We start from the raw sequence: 19,677 nt of genomic DNA, 5'->3' as shown, positions 1-19,677 counted from the left end.
GCTAACAATCCGGCGTCCAGACTTTTACCATAAGGGAATCATACCCGTCGTCGATTCTTGCCGACGGATGCAGGAGGTAAACAATGATAACCACACGCAGTGCATCCGATTGTGGTCAGGCTGATTATGGCTGGCTACAGGCACGCTATAGCTTCTCTTTTGGCCACTATTTCGATCCCAAATTAATGGGTTATGCCGCTTTACGTGTTTTGAACCAGGAAGTGCTGGCCCCCGGCGCGGCGTTTCAGCCGCGCACCTATCCTCAGGTGGATGTGCTGAATATTGTCCTGCAGGGTGAAGCGGAGTACCGCGACAGCGAAGGCAATCACATTACCGTCGGTGAAGGTGAGGCACTGCTGCTCTCTGCCCAGCCGGGCGTGAGCTACAGTGAACTGAATCCCAGTAAAGAGCGCTCACTGACCCGCATGCAGCTCTGGCTGGCGGCCTGCCCGGAACGGGAAAACCCGCGTATGCAGAAAATCAGCCTGACCGCAGGAACGTGCTCGCAACTGGTGGCTTCGCCGGATGGCCGCGACAACAGCTTGCAACTGCGTCAGCAGGTCTGGATCCACCAGCTTGAGCTGGCGGCTGGCGAGCAGCATCTGGTGCCGCTGCATGGCGCGCGCGCCTATCTGCAGTCGATCCATGGTTCGCTTGAAGCCTCTGCAGGTGCATCGCATCAGGAAACGCTCGGCTGTGGTGATGGCGCGTTTTTGCAGGAAGAGCAGCAACTGTGGCTGGCTGCCATCACACCGACGCGGGCGCTGGTAATCGATATCCCTGTCTGACGCGCTTCTGCTGGCGTGGCGTTGTGGCGGTATCACAACAGTGGATATCCGCGCAGAGACGGATAGCCGACAGCGAAGGGCGAAGTGGTTTGCGTCAGCCTGGTCATGGGATCAGACGCCAGAAACGAGAAAAGCCGTCCCTGAAAGGGGACGGCTTTTTTATTCGCGCGATTCAGGCAGGCAAGACCACCCCGACCTCCGCGTTATTTCACCATGGTAAAGGCCGTGGTGACGTGTTTCACCCCGCTTACCCGGCTGGCAATATCCGCAGCGGCTTTCGCTTCTTCCGGCGTGACCAGACCCAACAGGAACACCTCACCGTTTTCAGTGGTCACCTTCACGCTTGATGATTTCACCTGATCGCTGCCCAGCAGCTGCGAGCGGATCTTCGTGGTGATCCAGGTGTCAGCGGAGGACGTACCCAGGCTGACTTTCGGCCCAATCCGAATCTCGTTATAAACTTCGGTGGCACCGTCAACGCCCATGGCGATCTGTTTCGCGCGGTTAGCGACTTCCTGATTCGGTGCCTGGCCGGTCAACAGAACCTTGCCCTGGTAGGCGGTGGCAATGACGCGGGCATCGGTTTTGATTTGCTGATCTTTAGCCAGCGCATTGCTGACGCGTAACTCCAGCGTGCCATCATCAACCTGCGTGCCCACAGAGCGGGGATCGGTGGCGGTTTTGGTCGCGACAGCGGCACTACCGGCCACCACCGCGACGCAGCCTTGCAGCAGCATGGCGGTTAAAACAATGGCTACAGCGTTCAATGCTTTCATGGGTGCTCCTTCCGTCATTCCTGGTGGGGAAACAAGGTGTTATCAATCAGATCGCACAAACAGTTGAGTGTTAACATATGCATCTCCTGAATGCGAGCACTGCGATGTGAAGGAATACGAATTTCCACATCCTGCGGTCCCAGCAATCCGGCTAATTCTCCCCCATCATAACCGGTAAGCGCAACGATCGTCATATCGCGCGTAACGGCGGCCTCGACAGCCTTGACGATGTCACGCGTATTGCCGCGGGTCGAGATGGCGAGCAGCACATCACCGTTTTGCCCGAGCGCGCGCACCTGCTTGGCATAAATCTCATCATGCAGGCGGTCATTACTGATCGCAGTCAGCATGACGTTATCCGCACTTAAAGCCAGCGCAGGCAGGCTGGGGCGTTCGGTTTCAAAACGATTGATCATGCTGGCGGCAAAATGCTGTGCGTTGGCGGATGATGCGCCGTTACCGCAACTCAGTATCTTGTTACCGTTGAGAAGGGACTGCACCATGGTCATTGCTGCACGTGAGATGGCATCAGGTAATGCCTCAGCCGCAGCGATTTGAGTTTGGATACTTTCAGTAAAACACGCTTTAATTCTTTCCTGCACACGACCACCTGGTTCTAAACGTCTGCATTAAAGGCATTGGGCAACCATTCGAGCGCCGGGCCTGTAATGGCGATGATGTCGAAACGGCAATTCACTGTTTCAAAACTGCCGCCGCGTTGCGCCAGCCAGAGAGAGGCAGCACGCAGCAGCTTGTGTTGTTTCTGTCGGGTAATGCTGGCCAGACTGCCGCCGAATCGTGCGTTACGGCGGTAACGCACTTCGACAAACACCCAGCATTGGTTGTCTCGCATTATCAGGTCAAGTTCACCTGCGCGATAGTACACATTGCTGGCGACCCATGTTAACCCCGCCCGCTCAAGATAGCGGCGGGCGCGTTGTTCATATTCGGCACCTGTACGGCGGCGGTTTAGCTGGCCGGTACGATATTGCCCTGACGATACTGGTTCCATGTCAACTTCCTGTTGATCACGCAATCAGGCGTCGCGCTGAGCTTGCCGGTATTGCCATCAAGAGAGAAGCCAGGCACCTGACGCATCTGATTGAAGTGGTTAGCCAGCGTCCAGGCATCCATCCCCATGGCATACAGGCGCACCAGTGAATAATCGTTGTTAAACGACCGGGCGGCCTGCTGCATCAGGCCTGGATTGGCGCCGGACAGCAGAGGGATATCGCTGTACTGCAGGCCTTCCATTTCCAGACGGAAATCCGGGCCTGCGCCAGCCTGAGCACTACGGGAACTGGCGTAGAGCGCGACATTACTGCGGCTGCCGGTGCGCATGCTGATCATCGGTTTAATCAGCTGCAGTTCATCCTGCGTCGACACGATATAGGCCGCATCTACCGCACCCGATTCGCTGGCTGCCGGTGCGCTGGTTTGAGGGGCCGGTATAGTCAGCCCTGCAACGGACACGTTCTGCGGTTGGGACGCAGAAGGGATAACCACCGGCGTCCCGCTCATGCTGATTCCTGCACCGCTGTTGATGCCCTGCTTAAGCTCTGAAACCGAACCGAAACGCTGCTGGAGCACGGTGCCACCGCCCAGTGACTGCCACTCTTTCGCAAAGGCCGTTGCGACGCGATCGCCCAGGCCATTACGCGGGAGCAACAGCAGCGGCTGGCGCTTACCCTGATCCCAGATATGGTGAGCCGCATCACGCGCTTCATCTTCTGGCGACAGCGCAAAGTAGCACATATTGGGATGGTTCTGGATGTGTTCCGGCTCATTCAGGGCCAGAACGTTCAACGGTGTCTGGCTGTTGGCGACGGTTTCGACGTTGTTTTTCAACAGCGGGCCGACGACCAGTGTCGCGCCATCCTGTTGCGCCTGCTGCATCACCTGGGCGATGGGCTGGCTGCTGGTGTCATAGACTTTAACCTGCGCATTACTGGCCGGTTGCGCCGACGGCTGTTGCTGCTGTTGAGGCTGCTGGGCGGTCGTGGCAGGTTGCTGCGCCATGCCCGTCTGCGTTGTTGCCGCAGGGGCGGCTGAGGGGCTGACAACCGCGTTGGCATCAGCAGGCTGCTGCTGATTCATCGCGATGGGATCCTGTGCGCTGCCCGGCGTTGCCTGGGGTGCCGCCGGGATAACACCGTTCTTCGCGTCGTTGAAGCCTTTCTGGATGGCGCTGGCAAACATCTGAGCCTGACCGTTGAGTGGCAGCAGCAGCGCGATGGTGCTGGTGGACGCTTTGGTGAAGTTCTGCACCTGGCTCAGCTGCGTCGGCAAGGTTTTGGACGCGGGATTGTCAGGATAGCGCGTCTGCCAGTCTTTAATGGCCGACTTAAGCATGTTGGCATCCTGCGCATTGGCGTGCCAGGCGGTCAGCAGATCCAGCCAGCCCTGCAGAATGTTTTCATCGGCATTGATAACCAGCGCGTTCATGTCTTGCTGTGACAGTTGCGTCAGTGCCTGCCAGGTTGCATCAATGTTCTTCTGACGTGCGTCACCCTTCAGCAACGGTTCCTGGGCAATGTAGGCACGGAGCAGGGCCAGAGAGGTTTTCCCCTGTGCGCTGGCGATCTGCAAATCGTAGTAGCGCGCCAGTTGATCCTGAGACAGTTCACTGGTTTTCACCTGGCTCAACAGTTGCTGCGCGTCAGCCACTTTTTGCTGTCCAATCAGCGACTGGGCTTTCAGCAAGCGTAATTCCTGCTGCTGTGTTGAGGACAGTTGATTAGGCAGTTCGCCAATCGCCTGGTCGGCCTGAGGATATTTTCCCTCTTTTAACAAGGCGCGGATTGCGAGTAATTGCCAGTCGGTCTTGCTATCATCGCTGCTTTGCTGCACCTGTTGCAGATAGTAAGCAGAATTATTGGTGGCTGGCCCCTGAATGTCTACGGACTGGCTTTTGGGACCCTGGCCACTACACGCGGCTAAAATCAGACCAGCAAGAAGGACAGGCACAAAGCGTCCTGCTTTATGACGAACGATTTTTGAAGGAAGCATACTGTATCCAGTGATGTTTTTTTCAAGATGCTCAATATTAAATCGGCAATTCGGATGAAACAATGAAACAACTCGATCGGGCAGACATTTCCGCCAGCACGCTTTACATCGTGCCAACCCCAATAGGTAATTTGGCTGACATTACCCAGCGGGCGCTAGCGGTACTTTCCAGCGTCGATCTGGTCGCAGCGGAAGATACACGTCATACCGGACTGTTGCTACAACATTTCGCCATCAATGCGCGACTCTTCGCACTTCATGACCACAACGAACAGCAGAAAGCAGACATCCTGCTCGCCAGGCTGCAACAGGGAGAAAGCATAGCTCTGGTTTCTGATGCTGGCACGCCGTTGATCAACGATCCCGGTTACCACCTGGTTCGCCGCTGCCGGGAGGCCGGTATTCGCATCGTTCCTTTACCGGGTGCCTGTGCAGCGATTACAGCATTAAGCGCAGCGGGATTGCCGTCTGATCGTTTCTGTTACGAAGGGTTTCTGCCAGCCAAAACCAAGGCACGCTGTGATGCGCTGCGGGCCCTTGCCGACGAGCCACGCACCTTAATTTTTTATGAGTCGACTCACCGTCTGTTAGACAGCCTGCAGGACATGGTGACCGAGCTGGGTGCCGATCGTTATGTCGTGCTGGCGCGTGAGCTGACTAAAACCTGGGAAAATCTCAATGGTGCGCCCGTGGCGGAACTGCTGGCCTGGGTCAAAGAGGATGAAAATCGCCGCAAAGGTGAGATGGTGCTGATTGTGGAAGGCCACCAGCCTGATGAAGAGGCTTTGCCAGCGGAGGCCTTGCGCACACTGGCCCTGTTACAGCAGGAATTGCCTCTAAAGAAAGCGGCCGCCCTGACAGCGGAGATTCATGGGGTGAAAAAGAACGCCCTCTATAAATATGCGCTGGATCAGCAGGCGTAAGCCGCCTGTTTTGCCTGCGTGACAGCGCCGGCTAAACGCTCTATAATGCGCGCCGAAGCTGACCAGACAGTCGCCGCTTTGTCGTCGTCCCTCTCTGAGGGAGACGGGCAAAGGGGAGGAAAGTCCGGGCTCCATAGGGCAGGGTGCCAGGTAACGCCTGGGGGGGAAACCCACGACCAGTGCAACAGAGAGCAAACCGCCGATGGCCCAGTAATGGGATCAGGTAAGGGTGAAAGGGTGCGGTAAGAGCGCACCGCGCGGCTGGTAACAGTCCGTGGCACGGTAAACTCCACCCGGAGCAAGGCCAAATAGGGGTTCACATGGTACGGCCCGTACTGAACCCGGGTAGGCTGCTTGAGCCAGTAAGCGATTACTGGCCTAGATGAATGACTGTCCACGACAGAACCCGGCTTATCGGTCAGTTTCGACTTATTCATGCAAACCCCGCGCAAGCGGGGTTTTTGCTTTATGGCGCAGCTATGCAGGCTTTGCTGTCTCCATCAGGCACAGGGGAAAGACGCGCACGACGTTGCCACGGGAGCCACTGTTCGGCGCGAGTCACACAGGATGGTTTGACGATGCCGTGGTAAAAAAATGCGGCAGGGCGGTTCTGTACGGGCGTCCGGGCTATACCCTTTGATCGGGGAAATAAGCGGCCGGTTGCCAGAGGGTGTGTTTCTCAGGCAAATCCCATGCAATTTCTCGCCAATGCCCTATACGCTCATCCGATGTGTTACATGATGGCTTGCCATCTGTTTGGGAGGCAACGGTTTCTCTCGTCTATAGTTGAAGGCAGCTCGCCAGACGTCACTGATTTTACGTTTTGCCCCATTGGGCACGCATTCATTGAATGAAGATTAAAAAAACAGGTGGATCATGGTTACAAGAAGGGATTTATTAACGTATTCCGGGGCGTTTGCTGCCTTATCTGCTTTAGGCATTTCTCCCGGCGCGATGGCAGCAGGTGTGCTCAAACTGGGTAACAGCGAAACATTTAATTTTCAGACATTGATTGCCCGGGCTAAAGCGATGGCAGCCAAACCTTACGAAAAACCCACCGAATTCGATCCGTCATTGTTGTCCAACATCACCTATGACGCCTACATGAAGACCGTGTACAAACCGGAATATGCCCTGTTCAAAAATGCCGGGCGGTTTCCTGTCACCTTTTTCATGGTTAACGGCCTGCACCGCATGCCGGTGAAAATGCACGTAGTGGAAAATAACGCCGCGCGCGAAATCATTCAAAATATTGATTACTTCACCACGACGGATAAAAGCGTCAGGTTGCCGGCGCTGGAAGGAAACGTATTTTCAGGTTTCAGAGTGCTGGCAAGCCAGGACGCGTTAAAAACCAATCCCCAAAATGACTGGATTTCCTTCATGGGGGCGTCCTATTTCCGCGCTATTGGTGAATTAGGGCAGTTTGGTTTGTCCGCTCGCGGTATTGCTCTGAATACCGTCCAGCCCGGTGTGGATGAAGAGTTTCCTGATTTCACGGATTTCTGGTTCGAAGCGCCGAAAGATGACAGCAAAAACCTCACGGTCTATGCCCTGCTCAACGGGCCGAGCATAACGGGTGCCTACAAGTTTATCCTGCATCGTGGCAAAGGCGTGGTGCAGGACGTGGAATGCACGCTTTTCCTGCGTAAGGATATTCAGCGTTTCGGCATCGCGCCTCTGACGTCCATGTACTGGTTCTCAAAAACGGTCAAGGGGGCTGCGACAGACTGGCGTCCCGAAGTGCATGACTCCGATGGTCTGGCAATGTGGACCGGCAGCGGTGAACATCTCTGGCGACCGCTGAACAATCCGTTGCGTGTGGTCACCTCAAGCTTCCACGACGAGAATCCGCGAGGCTTTGGATTACTGCAGAAAGACAGGAATTTTGACAGCTACCTGGATGCTGCGCACTACGAGCGTCGCCCGGACCTGTGGGTCGAACCGCTAGGGAAATGGGGCAAAGGATCGGTACAACTGGTGGAAATACCGACCGATGACGAAATCTACGACAATATCGTCGCCATGTGGGTGCCGGATGCGCCAGCCAAAGCGGGTGATGAACATTATTTCCATTACCGGCTGCACTGGCTGTCCGATGAACCTTATCCCTCAACGTTGGCGCGCTGTGGTGCGACCCGACTGGGACGCGGCGGCGTGCCGGGATCTGACCGTCCGCATGACAGTCGTAAATTCACCGTTGAATTCCACGGTGGCAACCTGAATCACCTGCCGTCAGGCGTTGCGCCGGAAGCCGTGCTGTCGGCCTCGCGCGGGACGTTTGAGAACGTGCTGGTCTCTAAGCTGCCTGATGACTCCGGCAACTGGCTGGCGCAGTTTGATTTGGTGGCGGGGGACGGTGACCCGGTGGAGCTGAAGCTTTATCTGAAAGCGCAGGAAAACGTGGTATCTGAAACCTGGTGTTATCAGTACCATCCGTTTAACTCCCCCGCGAAGCCCTGGCCGGTCGCCTGCGACAAGAAGTAATGTCCTCATCACGCCCACTCACCCAGTGGGCGTTTTTTTCGCGCACTCATCCCCTGTTTTTATCCCTGCTGGCAAGAAAATGCCCAGTATTGCCGGGCAGGGCGCCATCGGTCTGGCGATGCCTGACGAACTTTTCGGTGTCGGTTTCGCCATGGGCGGAGGGCCGGTAGGGTGGCTGCCCTGAGATCAAGGAATCCAGCGTTTACCGTCAACGGTGCGCAATCTGTTGATCCTGACGGTATGGCAGCCTCCATTTTTGCTGGTACCATGACGCCCCATTGTTGTACTCGGGTACCCTTGCGGATGGCCGCGATGTCGCCTGTTCGAGTGAACTCACCTTCGCGGTTATGAACGAACAGGTCGATCAGAAGGGGTGACTAAGTGAAGGCGACATTCGTAAGTGTTTGATTGAAAAGACTCAGCGAAACCAGATGGTTACGGAAAGCGTCAGTGCGTTAGCCTGCGCTGCGTCGCTCAGCGGCAACGTGGACCATGACATTCAGGGGCGGAAAACCGTTTACACGCTCTCTGGCGGCAATATTGATTTGTCCCGGGTTTCGGGTCTCGCTGACGCATAAAGGATAAGTTATGAGTAATTCTGAAAATATTCTCAACCGGGAAAAAGCGTCGATCTGGCGTCAGTCCGATACCACATGGACACTGGGACTTTTTGGTACCGCCATTGGAGCCGGGGTCCTTTTCTTTCCTATCAGAGCGGGCTATGGCGGCCTGATCCCCATTCTGATTATGTTAGTGCTGGCGTATCCGATTGCCTTTTTCTGCCACAGGGCACTGGCGCGCCTGTGCCTGTCCGGCAGTAACGTATCGGGTAATATTACCGATACCGTAGAAGAACATTTCGGTAAAACCGGCGGCGTGGTCATCACCTTTCTCTACTTTTTTGCCATTTGCCCGCTGTTATGGATTTATGGCGTCACCATCACCAACACGTTTATGGCGTTCTGGCAATATCAGCTACTGCTGCCCGCCCTTAATCGTGGCGTCGTCGCGCTGTGTCTGCTGCTGCTGATGGCGTTTGTGATTGGGTTTGGTAAAGATCTGATGGTCAAAGTGATGAGCTGGCTGGTGTTTCCGTTTATTGCCAGTCTGGTGCTGATTTCACTGTCGCTCATCCCGTACTGGAATCGCGCCGTTATCGATCAGGTTCACCTGAATGATCTGGCCTTTACCGGGCATGATGGCATTCTCGTCACGGTATGGCTTGGCATTTCTATCATGGTGTTCTCGTTTAACTTCTCGCCCATTGTGTCTTCTTTCGTGGTGTCGAAACGGGAGGAGTACGAGCCGGAAATGGGCCGGACCTACACAGAAAACAAGTGCAGTCAGATTATCTCCCGCGCCAGCATCCTGATGGTGGCAGTGGTCATGTTCTTTGCCTTTAGCTGTCTGTTTACCTTGTCGCCGCAGGACATGGCGGATGCCAGGGCACAAAATATTCCTGTGCTGTCTTATCTGGCGAATCACTTCTCCAGTATGGCGGGTGAAAAGTCTACCTTTTCCACGGTGCTGGAATACAGCGCGTCGGTCATCGCCCTGGTCGCGATTTTTAAATCCTTCTTTGGCCACTATCTGGGCACGCTGGAAGGGCTGAATGGGTTAATCATCAAGTTCCGCTACCACGGTGATAAAGACGCCGTGTCCCATCGTAAGCTGAACACCGTAAGTATGGTCTTTATTATGGGGTCCACCTGGCTGGTGGCGTATCTCAATCCCAATATTCTTGACCTGATCGAGGCGATGGGTGCGCCCATTATCGCCTCGCTGCTGTGCCTGTTACCGATGTTTGCTATCCGCAGGGTTCCGGCGCTGGCGAAATATAAAGGCCGTGCTGACAACGTTTTCGTGAGCGCGATTGGCGTGCTGACGATTTTGAATATTGCGTATAAGTTTTTCTGACGGGCCGCGCAGCCGTTTTGACCTGACATGTCCCCCATGTCAGGTCTGCGTCATCCGGTTAACCGCGACCGTGAGGTTCATCCCAGTTGAACGCCGGGCCGACAGAGATTACGCCGTGCGGGTTGATGGTTTTATGGCTGCAGTAGTAGTGATGGCGAATATGGGCCAGATTCACGGTCTCAGCAATGCCAGGCATCTGGTAAATATCCCGCAGGAAACCGCTCAGATTCAGGTAGTCACTGATACGGTGACGGTCACATTTAAAGTGGGTGACGTAGACCGGATCGAAGCGCACCAGCGTAGTCCATAAACGTAAATCCGCCTCGGTCAACGTGTCGCCGGTCAGATAACGGTGCTGGCCCAGGATCTGTTCCAGACGGGACAGCGACTGAAAGAGTGCCGTAACCGCTTCATCATAAGCCGCCTGTGACGTGGCAAACCCCGCCTTATACACGCCATTATTGACCGTGTCGTAAATCCAGCCGTTGAGGTCATCAATCTTGTCGCGCAGTGCCGGCGGATAATAGTCGCCCGCACGTGCGCCCACGCCGTCGAAGGCGCTGTTAAACATGCGAATGATATCGGCAGATTCATTACTGACGATGGTATTCTGCTGCTTATCCCATAACACGGGCACGGTCACCCGACCGGTGTAGTCCTTATCCGCGTGCAGATAGAGCTGATAAAGAAATTCATTTTGATGCAGCTTGTCACCGGTTGCCGCCGGGAAGCTGTCATCGAAGGTCCAGCCATTTTCCAGCATCAGCGGATGCACGACTGACACATCGATCATGTTCTCCAGCCCTTTTAACTGACGCATCAGCAAGGTACGGTGTGCCCAGGGACAGGCAAGCGATACATAAAGATGATAGCGATCGCGCTCTGCCGCAAACCCGGCGTTGCCACTCGGTCCGGCGCTGCCATCCGGCGTGACCCAACTGCGCCATGCGGATTCCGAGCGCTTAAAACGCCCGCCGGTTGATTTTGTGTCATACCAGGTGTCATGCCAGACACCATCAATTAACTGGCCCATCTTGTCTCCACTCTCTGTCGTGCAATGAAATGTTCTCGTCTGATTAACCATAGGTGGTGATGCGCGACTGCGACAGCGTTGTGCGCGCATGGCGTCAGACATTTTGTGCCATCGTCTCAACGGCCTCTCACTGAGAGAAGGGTTGATGACGTAAACCGGTAACGATTCCTTTATGATGTCGGACATTCTGCCTGCCCCAGGCATCTCATTCCACCAGCCTGTCCGTGCGGAGAGGCGGAGAAAAAGGAAAGTGCAATGAAAGCCGTCGTCTTTGGATACCATGAAATGGCCTGTACCGGATTACAGGCGCTGCTGGATGCCGGATTCAGTATCAGTGCGTTGTTTACCCATGCCGATCCCGGCAACGCCACACCATTTTATGGTTCCGTTGCTGAGCTGGCGCGTCGTCACGCTATTCCGGTATTTATCACCGAGGAGGTGAATACCGCCGAGTGGCAGGCCCGTATCGCCAGTTTCGACGCGGACTACCTGTTCTGCTTCTCCTACCGTCAGGTACTGAGCGAGGCCATTCTGTCTTCGGTAACAAAAGGCGCCTATAACGTTCATGCCGCGCTGCTGCCAGCCTACCGTGGCCGCGCCCATCTCAACTGGGTCATTATCAAGGGCGAAACCCGTACAGGCGTTACGCTGCACCGCATGATTAAACGGCCAGATGCCGGTCCCATACTGGCGCAGCAGGCGGTGGATATTCTGCCGGAAGATAATGCTCTGGCCTTGCATACGCGCTTAGTGGCAACGACGGGCAAGATGTTGCCGGGCTGGCTTAAGGCGCTGGTGGCGGGCGAGCTGACAGAAACACCGCAGGATGAACGGGCCGCCAGCTGCTGGGGCAGCCGCAAACCCGAGGACGGCGAGATACACTGGCAGGACAGTGCCGTCAATATCCACAATCTGGTTCGGGCGCTGGACTTTCCCTGGCCGGGGGCGTTCAGCTTTACCCGCACGCAAAGGTTTACCGTCTGGCAAACCCGGGTGATGAACGGCGATAACAGCGGGCGTGCGGGTGAGGTTGTATCACTATCGCCCCTGATCATTCGCTGTGGACAAGGGCAACTCGAAATCCTGCAAGGGCAGGGCCCGGACGGTGAATCTGTTTCAGGCCGGGTTCTGGCCAGTCAGCTTGGGCTGGTGGTAGGCCAGCCCGTGAATGCCTGATGGGGCTCGTGGACGGCCTTATGCGGCTAGCCCAGTACCTGACCCGTAAGGTAGCCGACGGTCGCCGAAAAGCTCATTGCCAGCAGGCTCCAGAAGCAGATGCGCATGATACTTTTGCGTACGGGCGCATCGCCCGCTTTAGCTGCCAGGGCACCCAGTAGTGCCAGCGCCAGCAGGGCCGACAATGCAATCGCGGGCAGGGCGAAGGGCCCGGTAATGAGCAGGGCGACAGCAAACGGCAGCACGCTGCCGGAGGCAAAGCTGATAGCGGAAAACAGCGCGGCCTGAAGAGGTTTCGCGCTGCTGAAGTCGGTAATGCCCAGCTCGTCCCGGGCATGTGCGGCCAGGGCATCATGGGCCATCAGTTGCTCTGCTACCTGATGAGCCAGGTCAGCAGACAGCCCGCGCGCCTGGTAAATCGCCGTCAGTTCAACGGTTTCCGCCGCAAAGTCAGCCTCCAGCTCGGCTTTTTCTTGCTGTAGAGAGGCCTGTTCGCTATCTGACTGTGAAGACACGGAGACATATTCTCCCGTGGCCATCGACATCGCGCCGCCGACGATTCCCGCCAGCCCGGCGAGCAACACCGTGTGGGGGGCACTACTGGCTGATACCACGCCTGCCAGCAGGCTCGCGGTTGAGACAATCCCGTCATTAGCCCCCAGAACGGCCGCGCGCAGCCAGCCTGCGTGTTCTATTTTATGCGTTTCACTGTGTTGCATTCGTTATCCCTGTGATCAGCGACCCGACGGGTACGCTTATTTTCATAGTGCGAAAGCAGAATATGCAGCACGCCCATTGCACCGTGGCTGTAGAAATAGATTTCGACAAACGTGGTCAGGAACCTGTGCCAGTGCAGCACTGCATGCGTCAGACCCGGCGACGCGAACGATGTGCTGTTAAGTAAAAACCATAGCGCGCCCGAGCAGGCCACCACAAGCAACGCGCTAACGCCCAGCCCCTGTACGGTGGCAGCGATGCCGCCACTGTGCGCGTCGGGTAATTTCATGCGCGCCAGACAGGCGAGATCGTCCCGAATACCGCGGAAATCCAGCGTCAGCCACGAAAAGTACCAGTGTAAGCCGCGCTGCATGCGCATCCAGATCAGCATAGCGAATCCGGCGACAATCAGTAACAGGCCAGACAGGATATGAAACCAGGTGATCACCGTTTCCAGACTGTGCCCGCCCAGCGCTTCACGTTCGGTGAAACCGGAATTGATGATCTGGGAAAGGATGAGGACGGCAACGAAGAGATGGAGCCGTCGAAAAAAAGGCGCATCGTGATGAGGGAGCCACTGCCTGTAAGGCATGTTCATAGTAATCCTGAAATGAAAAGAACAGGACACTATATTTTCATGCGTAGATTAGGCTTACCTTAAGCGTTTCTCCGCGGTACCGGAGAAGCGGCGAGACGGCAGGCAGCAAAAAAGCAAAACGCACCGGAAAAAGCAGCCGGTGCGTTCAGCTAAAGCGGGATTGCTGGCGGTGAATTAGCGCGCCAGAACACCCTGTGGCTTTTTACTGATCAGGCGATCGATGCTGTACGCGCCCGGTCCAACCAGACCTAACACCAGGAAACCGCCAGCGATAGACAGGTTTTTCATAAACATCAGCTGGTTCACGCCTTCGGCAAAGTTACTGTGAAACAGGAAGGCGGTCAGAATCGTGAAGCCCGCGGTGAACAGCGCGGTGAAACGGGTCAGGAAGCCAAACATGATCGCCAGACCGCCGCCAAACTCCAGCAGGATAACCAGTGGCAACATGAAGCCGGGGACGCCCATCGCTTCCATGTAGTGCTGTGTACCTGCATAACCGGTAATTTTGCCCCAGCCTGCGGTGATAAACAGAATGGTCATCAGGATACGGGCGGCCAACAAACCACTGTCTTCGAATTTTTTCATCATCTACTCCAACGCTATAAGTTTGCAAGGCAGGAATGCCCGCAGTGAATATTCCCGTTGGCCGCCTGATAGCAAACCGCTGGGCTGATAGCTGGAGATGATAGTCGCGAGGCGTGACAGTTGTAAGCGATATAAACTGTCGATGTTATTCAGTAAATCTGACAAAAAAAAGCCAGTCACAATGGACTGGCCTGGTGATGTCAGCGCGGGGGGAAGGTTGACTTAACCATGCGCCAGGTGCTCCACAGGCCAAAGCCGCGCTTGGCCCAGCGCAACAGGCGGTTGGGACTGCGGATGGAGTAAATCGCTAACGCGCTGCTGCCAATGGCCAGATAGCGTTTAAGGCTCAAAAAGGTAAACCAGCCACGGTCGTAAGGTGCCGTGATTTCGAGCCAGCCACGCCGTGCCGCGCTGAGATCAAGGCGCTGTTGCTGAACCTGTTTAAGCAACTCTTCTATACGCGCTTCACGTTCGCGGCGGCTCATTAGCGGTTATCCTCAAGCAAATCACGATCGTTGGCCAGCTCTTTACGCGTATGACGCAGCAGCGTCGACTGGCGTGATTTACGCAGTGTCCAGAGCCCAAAAATCAACGCCAGCAGGAACAGCACGCCGGTGGTGATGGCTATCGCCATAAGACGGTATTGCGCATCGACTGCCCAGATAATCAGCACCATCAGGCTCATCAGGCCAAAAGCAGTAAAAAGCATCGTCAGGCCAAGCATCAACAACATCTGTATCAGATTGGCCTTTTCTTCTTCCAGCTCTGCCACTGCCAGACGAACGCGTGTTTCGACCATACTGACCAGCGTCGTAACGATACGCTGACCAATCGTGATCACCCCTTTAGCTGGTCCGTGGTTCTGCTGTGAATCGGTCATGGTTAACGACGCGAGATCAGCATACCGATAGCGACACCGATCGCCGCGCCAATACCGACACCATGCCACGGGTTATCACGTACATAACCGTCTGCTTTTTGTGCCGCTTCGCGCGTAGTGGCTGCCAGGCGCTCGCCGGATTCACCTAAACGCTCGCGGGAGCTGTCCAGCGCCACGCGCGCTTTATGACGCAGCTTATCCAGTTCACTTTTCGATTTTTCTGTGCCGCTGCTCAGCACTTCTTCCAGCGTATCCGCCAGGTTTTTCAGCTCAGCACGCAAATGTTCCGATGATGTGTCTTTAGACATAAAATACTCCTTTAACATCAGTAGAGTGAATCCGATTAATAGGGCTCCGCCTGTAACTTCTTAAGCTCCTGGCGTGCTTCTTCCAGCTTATGTTCGCGTTTTGCTATCTTGTCCTTATCATGACCTTCATCGCGCTCTTCCTTGAGTTCGCGTTCACGCTCAGCCACTTTCTGTTTCTGCGCGTTGATTTTTTCCAGATGTGAAGCTTTCAGCTTTTTGTCCGTGCAGCCCGCGCGCACCTCAGTAAGGGCGCGCTCAAGGCCGTTTACCCGGCGCTGATTGTTATGCTTCTTCGCCATCTCAATTTCGTGCTGTATGTCCTGTTCTTTTTGCTGGCACAGCGATTCCGCCGCCATCAATGAACCTGAAAGCGAAAACAACACGATGCCCAGCAGTAATTTATTTTTCATTAGGCGTAGTACCTTCCATTGTTGCCTGATTTACATCAACGCGGCGCAACCGCTTCACGGTGTGCGTTGAAACCCGCCTTAGTTTAAGCATAGACATCAGGTGGAAAAAGTCCAAAGATCACCGATATACGGGGAAACGTTCAGCGCGCAGTCGATAAACGCTGAACGTATAAAGAAACGCGCATCAGGCGAGAGAGAGGTGAGGCGATTGATCGTGTTGCGCGACGATAAAGCCCTCAGGCAGCAAGCGACGCAACACTTTTTGCGCGGCCAGGCTCTGCTCTTCATTGTCGAAATGAATAACCAGCGCATCACCTGCGGGTGTGATGCTTTTGATGCGAATACCTTGCGCGCTCAACTGTTGGTATAAATAAAAGCCGTCCGGCATCGGGGCACCCGCATGCGAAACGCGAATCTGTACCACATTTTCATGGCGCATCAGACCGGGCACCAGGCTTATCGCAATCAGCGCGAATGCACCGCCAATCAACCAGGGCCGCCAGTGTTTAGGTATCACCTGTAATGTTTTCATAAACCGGTCCCCCGCTGATTTGCACGGCGCTTGCGCCAGAGAACAACCAGCGAACCGATTAATCCCACCACCAGTAACACCAGCGGCAGCATCATCAGAAAGAACATCAGCTCATCTTCATAACGCCGAAAAATAGGGGTTTTACCCAGCGCGAAGCCCAGAACGGTCAGAATCACCACCCACAGGAAGCCACTCATCCAGTTAAAAAACTGGAAACGGGCATTACTTAAACCGGACAGCCCGGCAATCGTGGGCAGTAAGGTGCGGACAAAGGCGATAAAACGGCCAACCAGTAAGGCGGATAATCCGTGGCGATGAAACAGATTATGGGCCCGCTGATGATAGCGGGCGGGAAGGTGCGATAACCAGTTTTGTACGGTGGGCGTATTGCCGAGCCATCGGCCCTGAATATAGCTGACCCAGCAGCCAAGGCTGGCACCTGTTGTTAAGACCAGGATCGTCAGCGGGAAGCTCATTGTGCCCTTGGCAATCAGCACGCCAACCAGAATCAGCAGACTGTCCCCGGGAAGGAAAGCGGCAGGCAGTAAACCGTTTTCCAGAAAAAGAATCATGAATAAAACGCCGTAAATCGCCCACACCAGTGTTGGATCAGAAAGCGTTTCATAATCCTGTTGCCATAAGGCATGCAGCAGCGCTTGCAAAATTTCCATCAATCATTCCCGAACATCATCGTTGAACATGTCCCACTGGGACTAAAGCGCAGACTGACAGTTAGTTATAAATTCTGGGGTGACCGTCTGAGCATGCATGTCTGGATCCTTCCAGAACTGATTGTTAAATCAGCGATTTGATAAGCCCTTAACGCAAAAGGTAAGAAAAGGGTGATAACTGTAACAAAAATCCAGCTTCGGAGACAGAACTACTCCTAAACGAACAGGAGTTTTACCCTCTCCATTACGATGTAAAAAGGAGTTTTACATGTTCTGACACTATTGCAGATTAACTGACTGTTTTTAGGCCAGATTAGCGCTGAATCGTATCGGCATCAGGTAAGACAACCGGATTTTCGCTGAACATGTAGCGGTCGACATTAAATTCAAAATCGTCGGCGGTGGCGTTAAATAACATCTGCTTAGTATTTTCGAGATGTTGCCACATTGCCAGCTTACTGGCGGCAGGATCTTTGCGGATGAGTGCTTTAAGAATCTGATCGTGATCGTCACACCAGCTGAGAATACTGCGCTGATCGATATGCTCGTGCAGTTTGAGCCAGTAGGGATTGTGTAACCGGTGCAGCCACATTTTTTCGACAATGGCCGCGAGGGCACTGTTCTGCGTGGACTGCGCAATACGAACATGGAAGTGCATATCCCATTCTGAGTCCCTGAAATGGTCCTCCTGACGGGCTTTCTCCTGAATCGCCATCAGGTCGACAATATCCTGACGCGTTACCTGTGTGGCGGCGAATTCGGCGACATTACTTTCAATCAGCTGACGCGCCTGAAGGAGTTCAAAGGGACCAAAGGTGGCGAACTCCAACTGACTGCTGGACTCAGCCACACGGGTTTGCTGCTGGCTGGCTATCACATGAATACCCGAGCCTTTGCGTACCTCAACATAGCCTTCTACTTCCAGCATGATGATGGCTTCGCGGACCACTGTGCGACTGACCTGCATTTCTTCGGCAATCAGACGCTCTGCGGGCAGCTTGTCTCCCACCTGATAAACGCCATTTTCAATGCGCCGTTTTAATTCGCTGGCCAGTTGTTGATAAAGTCGACGCGATTCGGTGAGGTCCATAGCACGATCCAAAGTAACAAGCAGATAAGTTGTTATACCACTTTGCTGTAACTGAAGAAAAGGGCTGGCGCAGGCCAGCCCGGGAGATTAGCTGCGAACGGGCGCAGCCTGAGAAGGCGAATGTGGCGTCTGCAGTTCCGACACCGGTTGATTTTTCAGGACGGTCCAGATGACGATGGCGCCCAGCAAATCAAACACGGCCAGCGCAGCGAACAGGGGACTGAAACCTAACGTATCTGCCAGCGCGCCAACCACCAGCGCAAACAGCGTGCTGGCTGTCCAGGCCGCCATACCGGTTAAACCATTGGCGGTGGCCACTTCATTACGGCCAAAAACGTCAGAAGATAGCGTAATCAACGCGCCAGAGAGTGCCTGATGGGCAAAGCCGCCAACACATAACAACGCGATGGCAACGTACGGGCTGGTGAACAAACCAATGGTGCCCGGGCCTATCATCAATATCGCGCCCATTGTGACCACCATTTTGCGCGACACGATCAGGTTTACGCCAAACCAGCGTTGAAACAGCGGGGGCAGGTAGCCACCCAGAATACAGCCAAAGTCAGCAAACAGCATGGGCATCCAGGCAAATAGCGCGATCTCTTTCAGGTTGAAACCGTAAACCTTAAACATAAACAGCGGGATCCAGGCGTTAAAGGTGCCCCACGCAGGTTCGGCCAGGAAACGCGGCAGCGCAATGCCCCAGAACTGGCGGTTACGCAGGATCTGCAGTGCCGACATTTTGGTCGTGTTACCTGTCTGATGCTGCAATTCCTGACCTGAAATGATGTAGTTACGTTCTTCGTCGCTCAGCTTGTTTTGCTGCTTAGGATGCTTGTAGAACACCAGCCAGCACAGCGCCCAAATCATGCTCAGTACGCCTGCGATGATAAACGCCATTTGCCAGCTGTGCGCCACAATAGCCCACACGACCAGCGGCGGCGCGACCATGGCACCAATGGATGAGCCCACATTGAAATAGCCCACTGCGACGGAGCGCTCTTTTGCCGGGAACCATTCGCTACTGGCTTTGAGCCCGGCGGGGATCATGGCTGCCTCGGCGGCACCGACAGCGCCACGCGCCAGGGCCAGTCCGCCCCAGCTGCCTGCCAGCGCGGTCGCGGCGCAGAATGTGGCCCACAGTACGGCAAAGACCGCATAACCGACTTTGGTGCCTAGCAGGTCGAGCACATAACCCGCAACGGGCTGCATCACGGTATAGCAGGCGGAGTACGCCGCCACAATGTACGAGTATTGCTGGGTGGTGATGTGCAGCTCGGTCTGTAAGGTTGGCGCTGCTACGGCAATAGTGTTACGCGTCAGATAACCCAGTACCGTCCCCAGCGTCACCAGGCCAATCATATACCAGCGTAATCCTTTGATCTTACGCATTCTGTACCTCTTCCAGTTGTGTATGCGGTCAAACCGCTGTTGTTATCTGGAGCGGGACATCTCGTGATACAGCTCTGCTCACGCCCGCCGGCCCTGCCTGAGCGACCGTTATCTGCCTTGCCTTATGTCAGAATTTTGTTACCTTGCGGTAAAGCGAGAGCCTAACTTGTTATACAACTTTAAAAGTTGAAAGCCATCACAAAAACCCGTAATCGCATGTGGGATACTGTAAACAGATGAGAACACAGCCAGTTAGCGCGCTGCCGGCGGCAAAAAGGTCGCTTTTCGGGGGAAAAATCTCGCTTAAATGTGACCTGAGTCGTAAAAAAAACGGCAGTCAGTGAAAATTGGTATGATAACTTTGAGCCATTCAGGGTGTATCCCA

General features: G+C 54.9%; 22 protein-coding genes and 1 other RNA gene. 7 read left to right on the top strand and 16 right to left on the bottom strand.

All coding sequences use genetic code 11. The features are described from left to right. Positions 1–83: 83 nt before the first annotated feature. A complete protein-coding gene (locus RAC90_RS16605; protein WP_039341859.1) occupies positions 84–788 on the top strand; it encodes a pirin family protein in 705 nt (234 codons plus the stop codon). 203 nt (positions 789–991) lie between these two features. Here the strand turns inward: RAC90_RS16605 and dolP are convergent, their stop codons facing one another. From dolP to RAC90_RS16585, 4 genes are read right to left on the bottom strand one after another with little or no spacing between them, the layout of a single operon-like run. Continuing rightward, the gene (dolP, locus tag RAC90_RS16600; protein ID WP_006118323.1) at positions 992–1,564 is read right to left on the bottom strand and encodes a division/outer membrane stress-associated lipid-binding lipoprotein; all 573 of its coding nucleotides are present in this window, start codon (positions 1,562–1,564) and stop codon (positions 992–994) included. Between the two features lie 14 nt (positions 1,565–1,578). Then, complete coding sequence (gene diaA / locus RAC90_RS16595) at positions 1,579–2,166, bottom strand: DnaA initiator-associating protein DiaA (protein WP_006118322.1); 588 nt, start codon at positions 2,164–2,166, stop codon at positions 1,579–1,581. 14 nt (positions 2,167–2,180) lie between these two features. Beyond that, entirely contained in the window at positions 2,181–2,576 is a 396-nt protein-coding gene (locus RAC90_RS16590) for a YraN family protein (RefSeq protein ID WP_006118321.1), read from the bottom strand. Beyond that, complete coding sequence (locus RAC90_RS16585) at positions 2,534–4,573, bottom strand: penicillin-binding protein activator (protein WP_375124563.1); 2,040 nt, start codon at positions 4,571–4,573, stop codon at positions 2,534–2,536. Before RAC90_RS16585 ends, RAC90_RS16590 begins: the two co-directional genes overlap by 43 nt. A 62-nt stretch (positions 4,574–4,635) precedes the next feature. Between RAC90_RS16585 and rsmI the strand changes: the two genes are divergently transcribed. The 5 genes from rsmI to tdcC all read left to right on the top strand — a co-directional run bounded on the left by rsmI (position 4,636) and on the right by tdcC (position 9,900). After that, positions 4,636–5,496, top strand: coding sequence for a 16S rRNA (cytidine(1402)-2'-O)-methyltransferase (gene rsmI, locus RAC90_RS16580; RefSeq protein WP_006118319.1), 861 nt, complete (start codon positions 4,636–4,638; stop codon positions 5,494–5,496). Between the two features lie 54 nt (positions 5,497–5,550). After that, an RNA gene (gene rnpB, locus RAC90_RS16575) (RNase P RNA component class A) lies at positions 5,551–5,926 on the top strand. A gap of 446 nt (positions 5,927–6,372) precedes the next feature. Continuing rightward, positions 6,373–7,983: a glucan biosynthesis protein gene (locus tag RAC90_RS16570; RefSeq protein ID WP_058708641.1), complete on the top strand. Its 1,611-nt coding sequence runs from the start codon at positions 6,373–6,375 to the stop codon at positions 7,981–7,983. Between the two features lie 431 nt (positions 7,984–8,414). Beyond that, entirely contained in the window at positions 8,415–8,561 is a 147-nt protein-coding gene (locus tag RAC90_RS16565) for a hypothetical protein (protein WP_155550063.1), read from the top strand. Positions 8,562–8,571: 10 nt separating this feature from the next. Further along, positions 8,572–9,900, top strand: a complete 1,329-nt coding sequence (gene tdcC, locus RAC90_RS16560; protein WP_039341878.1) for a threonine/serine transporter TdcC — start codon at positions 8,572–8,574, stop codon at positions 9,898–9,900. Positions 9,901–9,958: 58 nt separating this feature from the next. Here tdcC and RAC90_RS16555 read toward each other — a convergent pair whose 3' ends face one another. Next, positions 9,959–10,933, bottom strand: coding sequence for a glutathione S-transferase family protein (locus RAC90_RS16555; RefSeq protein WP_006118315.1), 975 nt, complete (start codon positions 10,931–10,933; stop codon positions 9,959–9,961). Between the two features lie 255 nt (positions 10,934–11,188). Here RAC90_RS16555 and RAC90_RS16550 point away from each other — a divergent pair, with 255 nt between their 5' ends. Continuing rightward, positions 11,189–12,109 (top strand): formyltransferase family protein, encoded by a 921-nt coding sequence (locus RAC90_RS16550; RefSeq protein WP_054633049.1) that lies wholly within the window; start codon positions 11,189–11,191, stop codon positions 12,107–12,109. Between the two features lie 26 nt (positions 12,110–12,135). On the opposite strand, the gene RAC90_RS16545 is transcribed toward RAC90_RS16550, so the two are convergent. The 11 genes from RAC90_RS16545 to RAC90_RS16495 form a co-directional block, all read right to left on the bottom strand. Further along, positions 12,136–12,828 (bottom strand): VIT family protein, encoded by a 693-nt coding sequence (locus RAC90_RS16545; RefSeq protein WP_006118313.1) that lies wholly within the window; start codon positions 12,826–12,828, stop codon positions 12,136–12,138. Further along, positions 12,801–13,424: a cytochrome b/b6 domain-containing protein gene (locus tag RAC90_RS16540; protein WP_375124562.1), complete on the bottom strand. Its 624-nt coding sequence runs from the start codon at positions 13,422–13,424 to the stop codon at positions 12,801–12,803. Before RAC90_RS16540 ends, RAC90_RS16545 begins: the two co-directional genes overlap by 28 nt. 174 nt (positions 13,425–13,598) lie before the next feature. Further along, on the bottom strand, positions 13,599–14,009 hold the full coding sequence (locus RAC90_RS16535) for a DoxX family protein (RefSeq protein ID WP_033739992.1): 411 nt from the start codon (positions 14,007–14,009) through the stop codon (positions 13,599–13,601). Between the two features lie 200 nt (positions 14,010–14,209). Then, positions 14,210–14,494: a YqjK-like family protein gene (locus RAC90_RS16530; protein WP_006118310.1), complete on the bottom strand. Its 285-nt coding sequence runs from the start codon at positions 14,492–14,494 to the stop codon at positions 14,210–14,212. Next, positions 14,494–14,889, bottom strand: coding sequence for a phage holin family protein (locus tag RAC90_RS16525; RefSeq protein WP_006118309.1), 396 nt, complete (start codon positions 14,887–14,889; stop codon positions 14,494–14,496). The genes RAC90_RS16530 and RAC90_RS16525 overlap by 1 nt, the downstream gene beginning before the upstream one ends. 2 nt (positions 14,890–14,891) lie before the next feature. Continuing rightward, positions 14,892–15,197, bottom strand: a complete 306-nt coding sequence (locus RAC90_RS16520) for a YqjD family protein (RefSeq protein WP_006118308.1) — start codon at positions 15,195–15,197, stop codon at positions 14,892–14,894. A gap of 35 nt (positions 15,198–15,232) precedes the next feature. Next, the gene (locus RAC90_RS16515; RefSeq protein WP_033739991.1) at positions 15,233–15,607 is read right to left on the bottom strand and encodes a DUF1090 domain-containing protein; all 375 of its coding nucleotides are present in this window, start codon (positions 15,605–15,607) and stop codon (positions 15,233–15,235) included. A 184-nt stretch (positions 15,608–15,791) separates the two neighbouring features. Beyond that, positions 15,792–16,139: an EnvZ/OmpR regulon moderator MzrA gene (mzrA, locus tag RAC90_RS16510; protein WP_282498233.1), complete on the bottom strand. Its 348-nt coding sequence runs from the start codon at positions 16,137–16,139 to the stop codon at positions 15,792–15,794. Then, positions 16,136–16,810, bottom strand: coding sequence for a DedA family protein (locus RAC90_RS16505; RefSeq protein WP_006118305.1), 675 nt, complete (start codon positions 16,808–16,810; stop codon positions 16,136–16,138). Before RAC90_RS16505 ends, mzrA begins: the two co-directional genes overlap by 4 nt. A 313-nt stretch (positions 16,811–17,123) precedes the next feature. Next, positions 17,124–17,900 carry a transcriptional regulator ExuR gene (gene exuR, locus RAC90_RS16500; protein WP_006118304.1) on the bottom strand — a complete coding sequence of 259 codons (777 nt, stop codon included), beginning with the start codon at positions 17,898–17,900 and terminating at the stop codon, positions 17,124–17,126. Positions 17,901–17,987: 87 nt separating this feature from the next. Then, positions 17,988–19,292, bottom strand: coding sequence for an MFS transporter (locus RAC90_RS16495; RefSeq protein ID WP_039341892.1), 1,305 nt, complete (start codon positions 19,290–19,292; stop codon positions 17,988–17,990). Positions 19,293–19,677 lie beyond the last annotated feature (385 nt).

Origin of the sequence: Pantoea sp. CS_6, from assembly GCF_041954745.1 — a bacterium.
In the GTDB taxonomy this organism is placed as follows: domain Bacteria; phylum Pseudomonadota; class Gammaproteobacteria; order Enterobacterales; family Enterobacteriaceae; genus Pantoea; species Pantoea stewartii.
The sequence above is the reverse complement of the archived record's forward strand: the minus strand, read 5'-3'. Positions and strand labels throughout refer to the sequence as shown.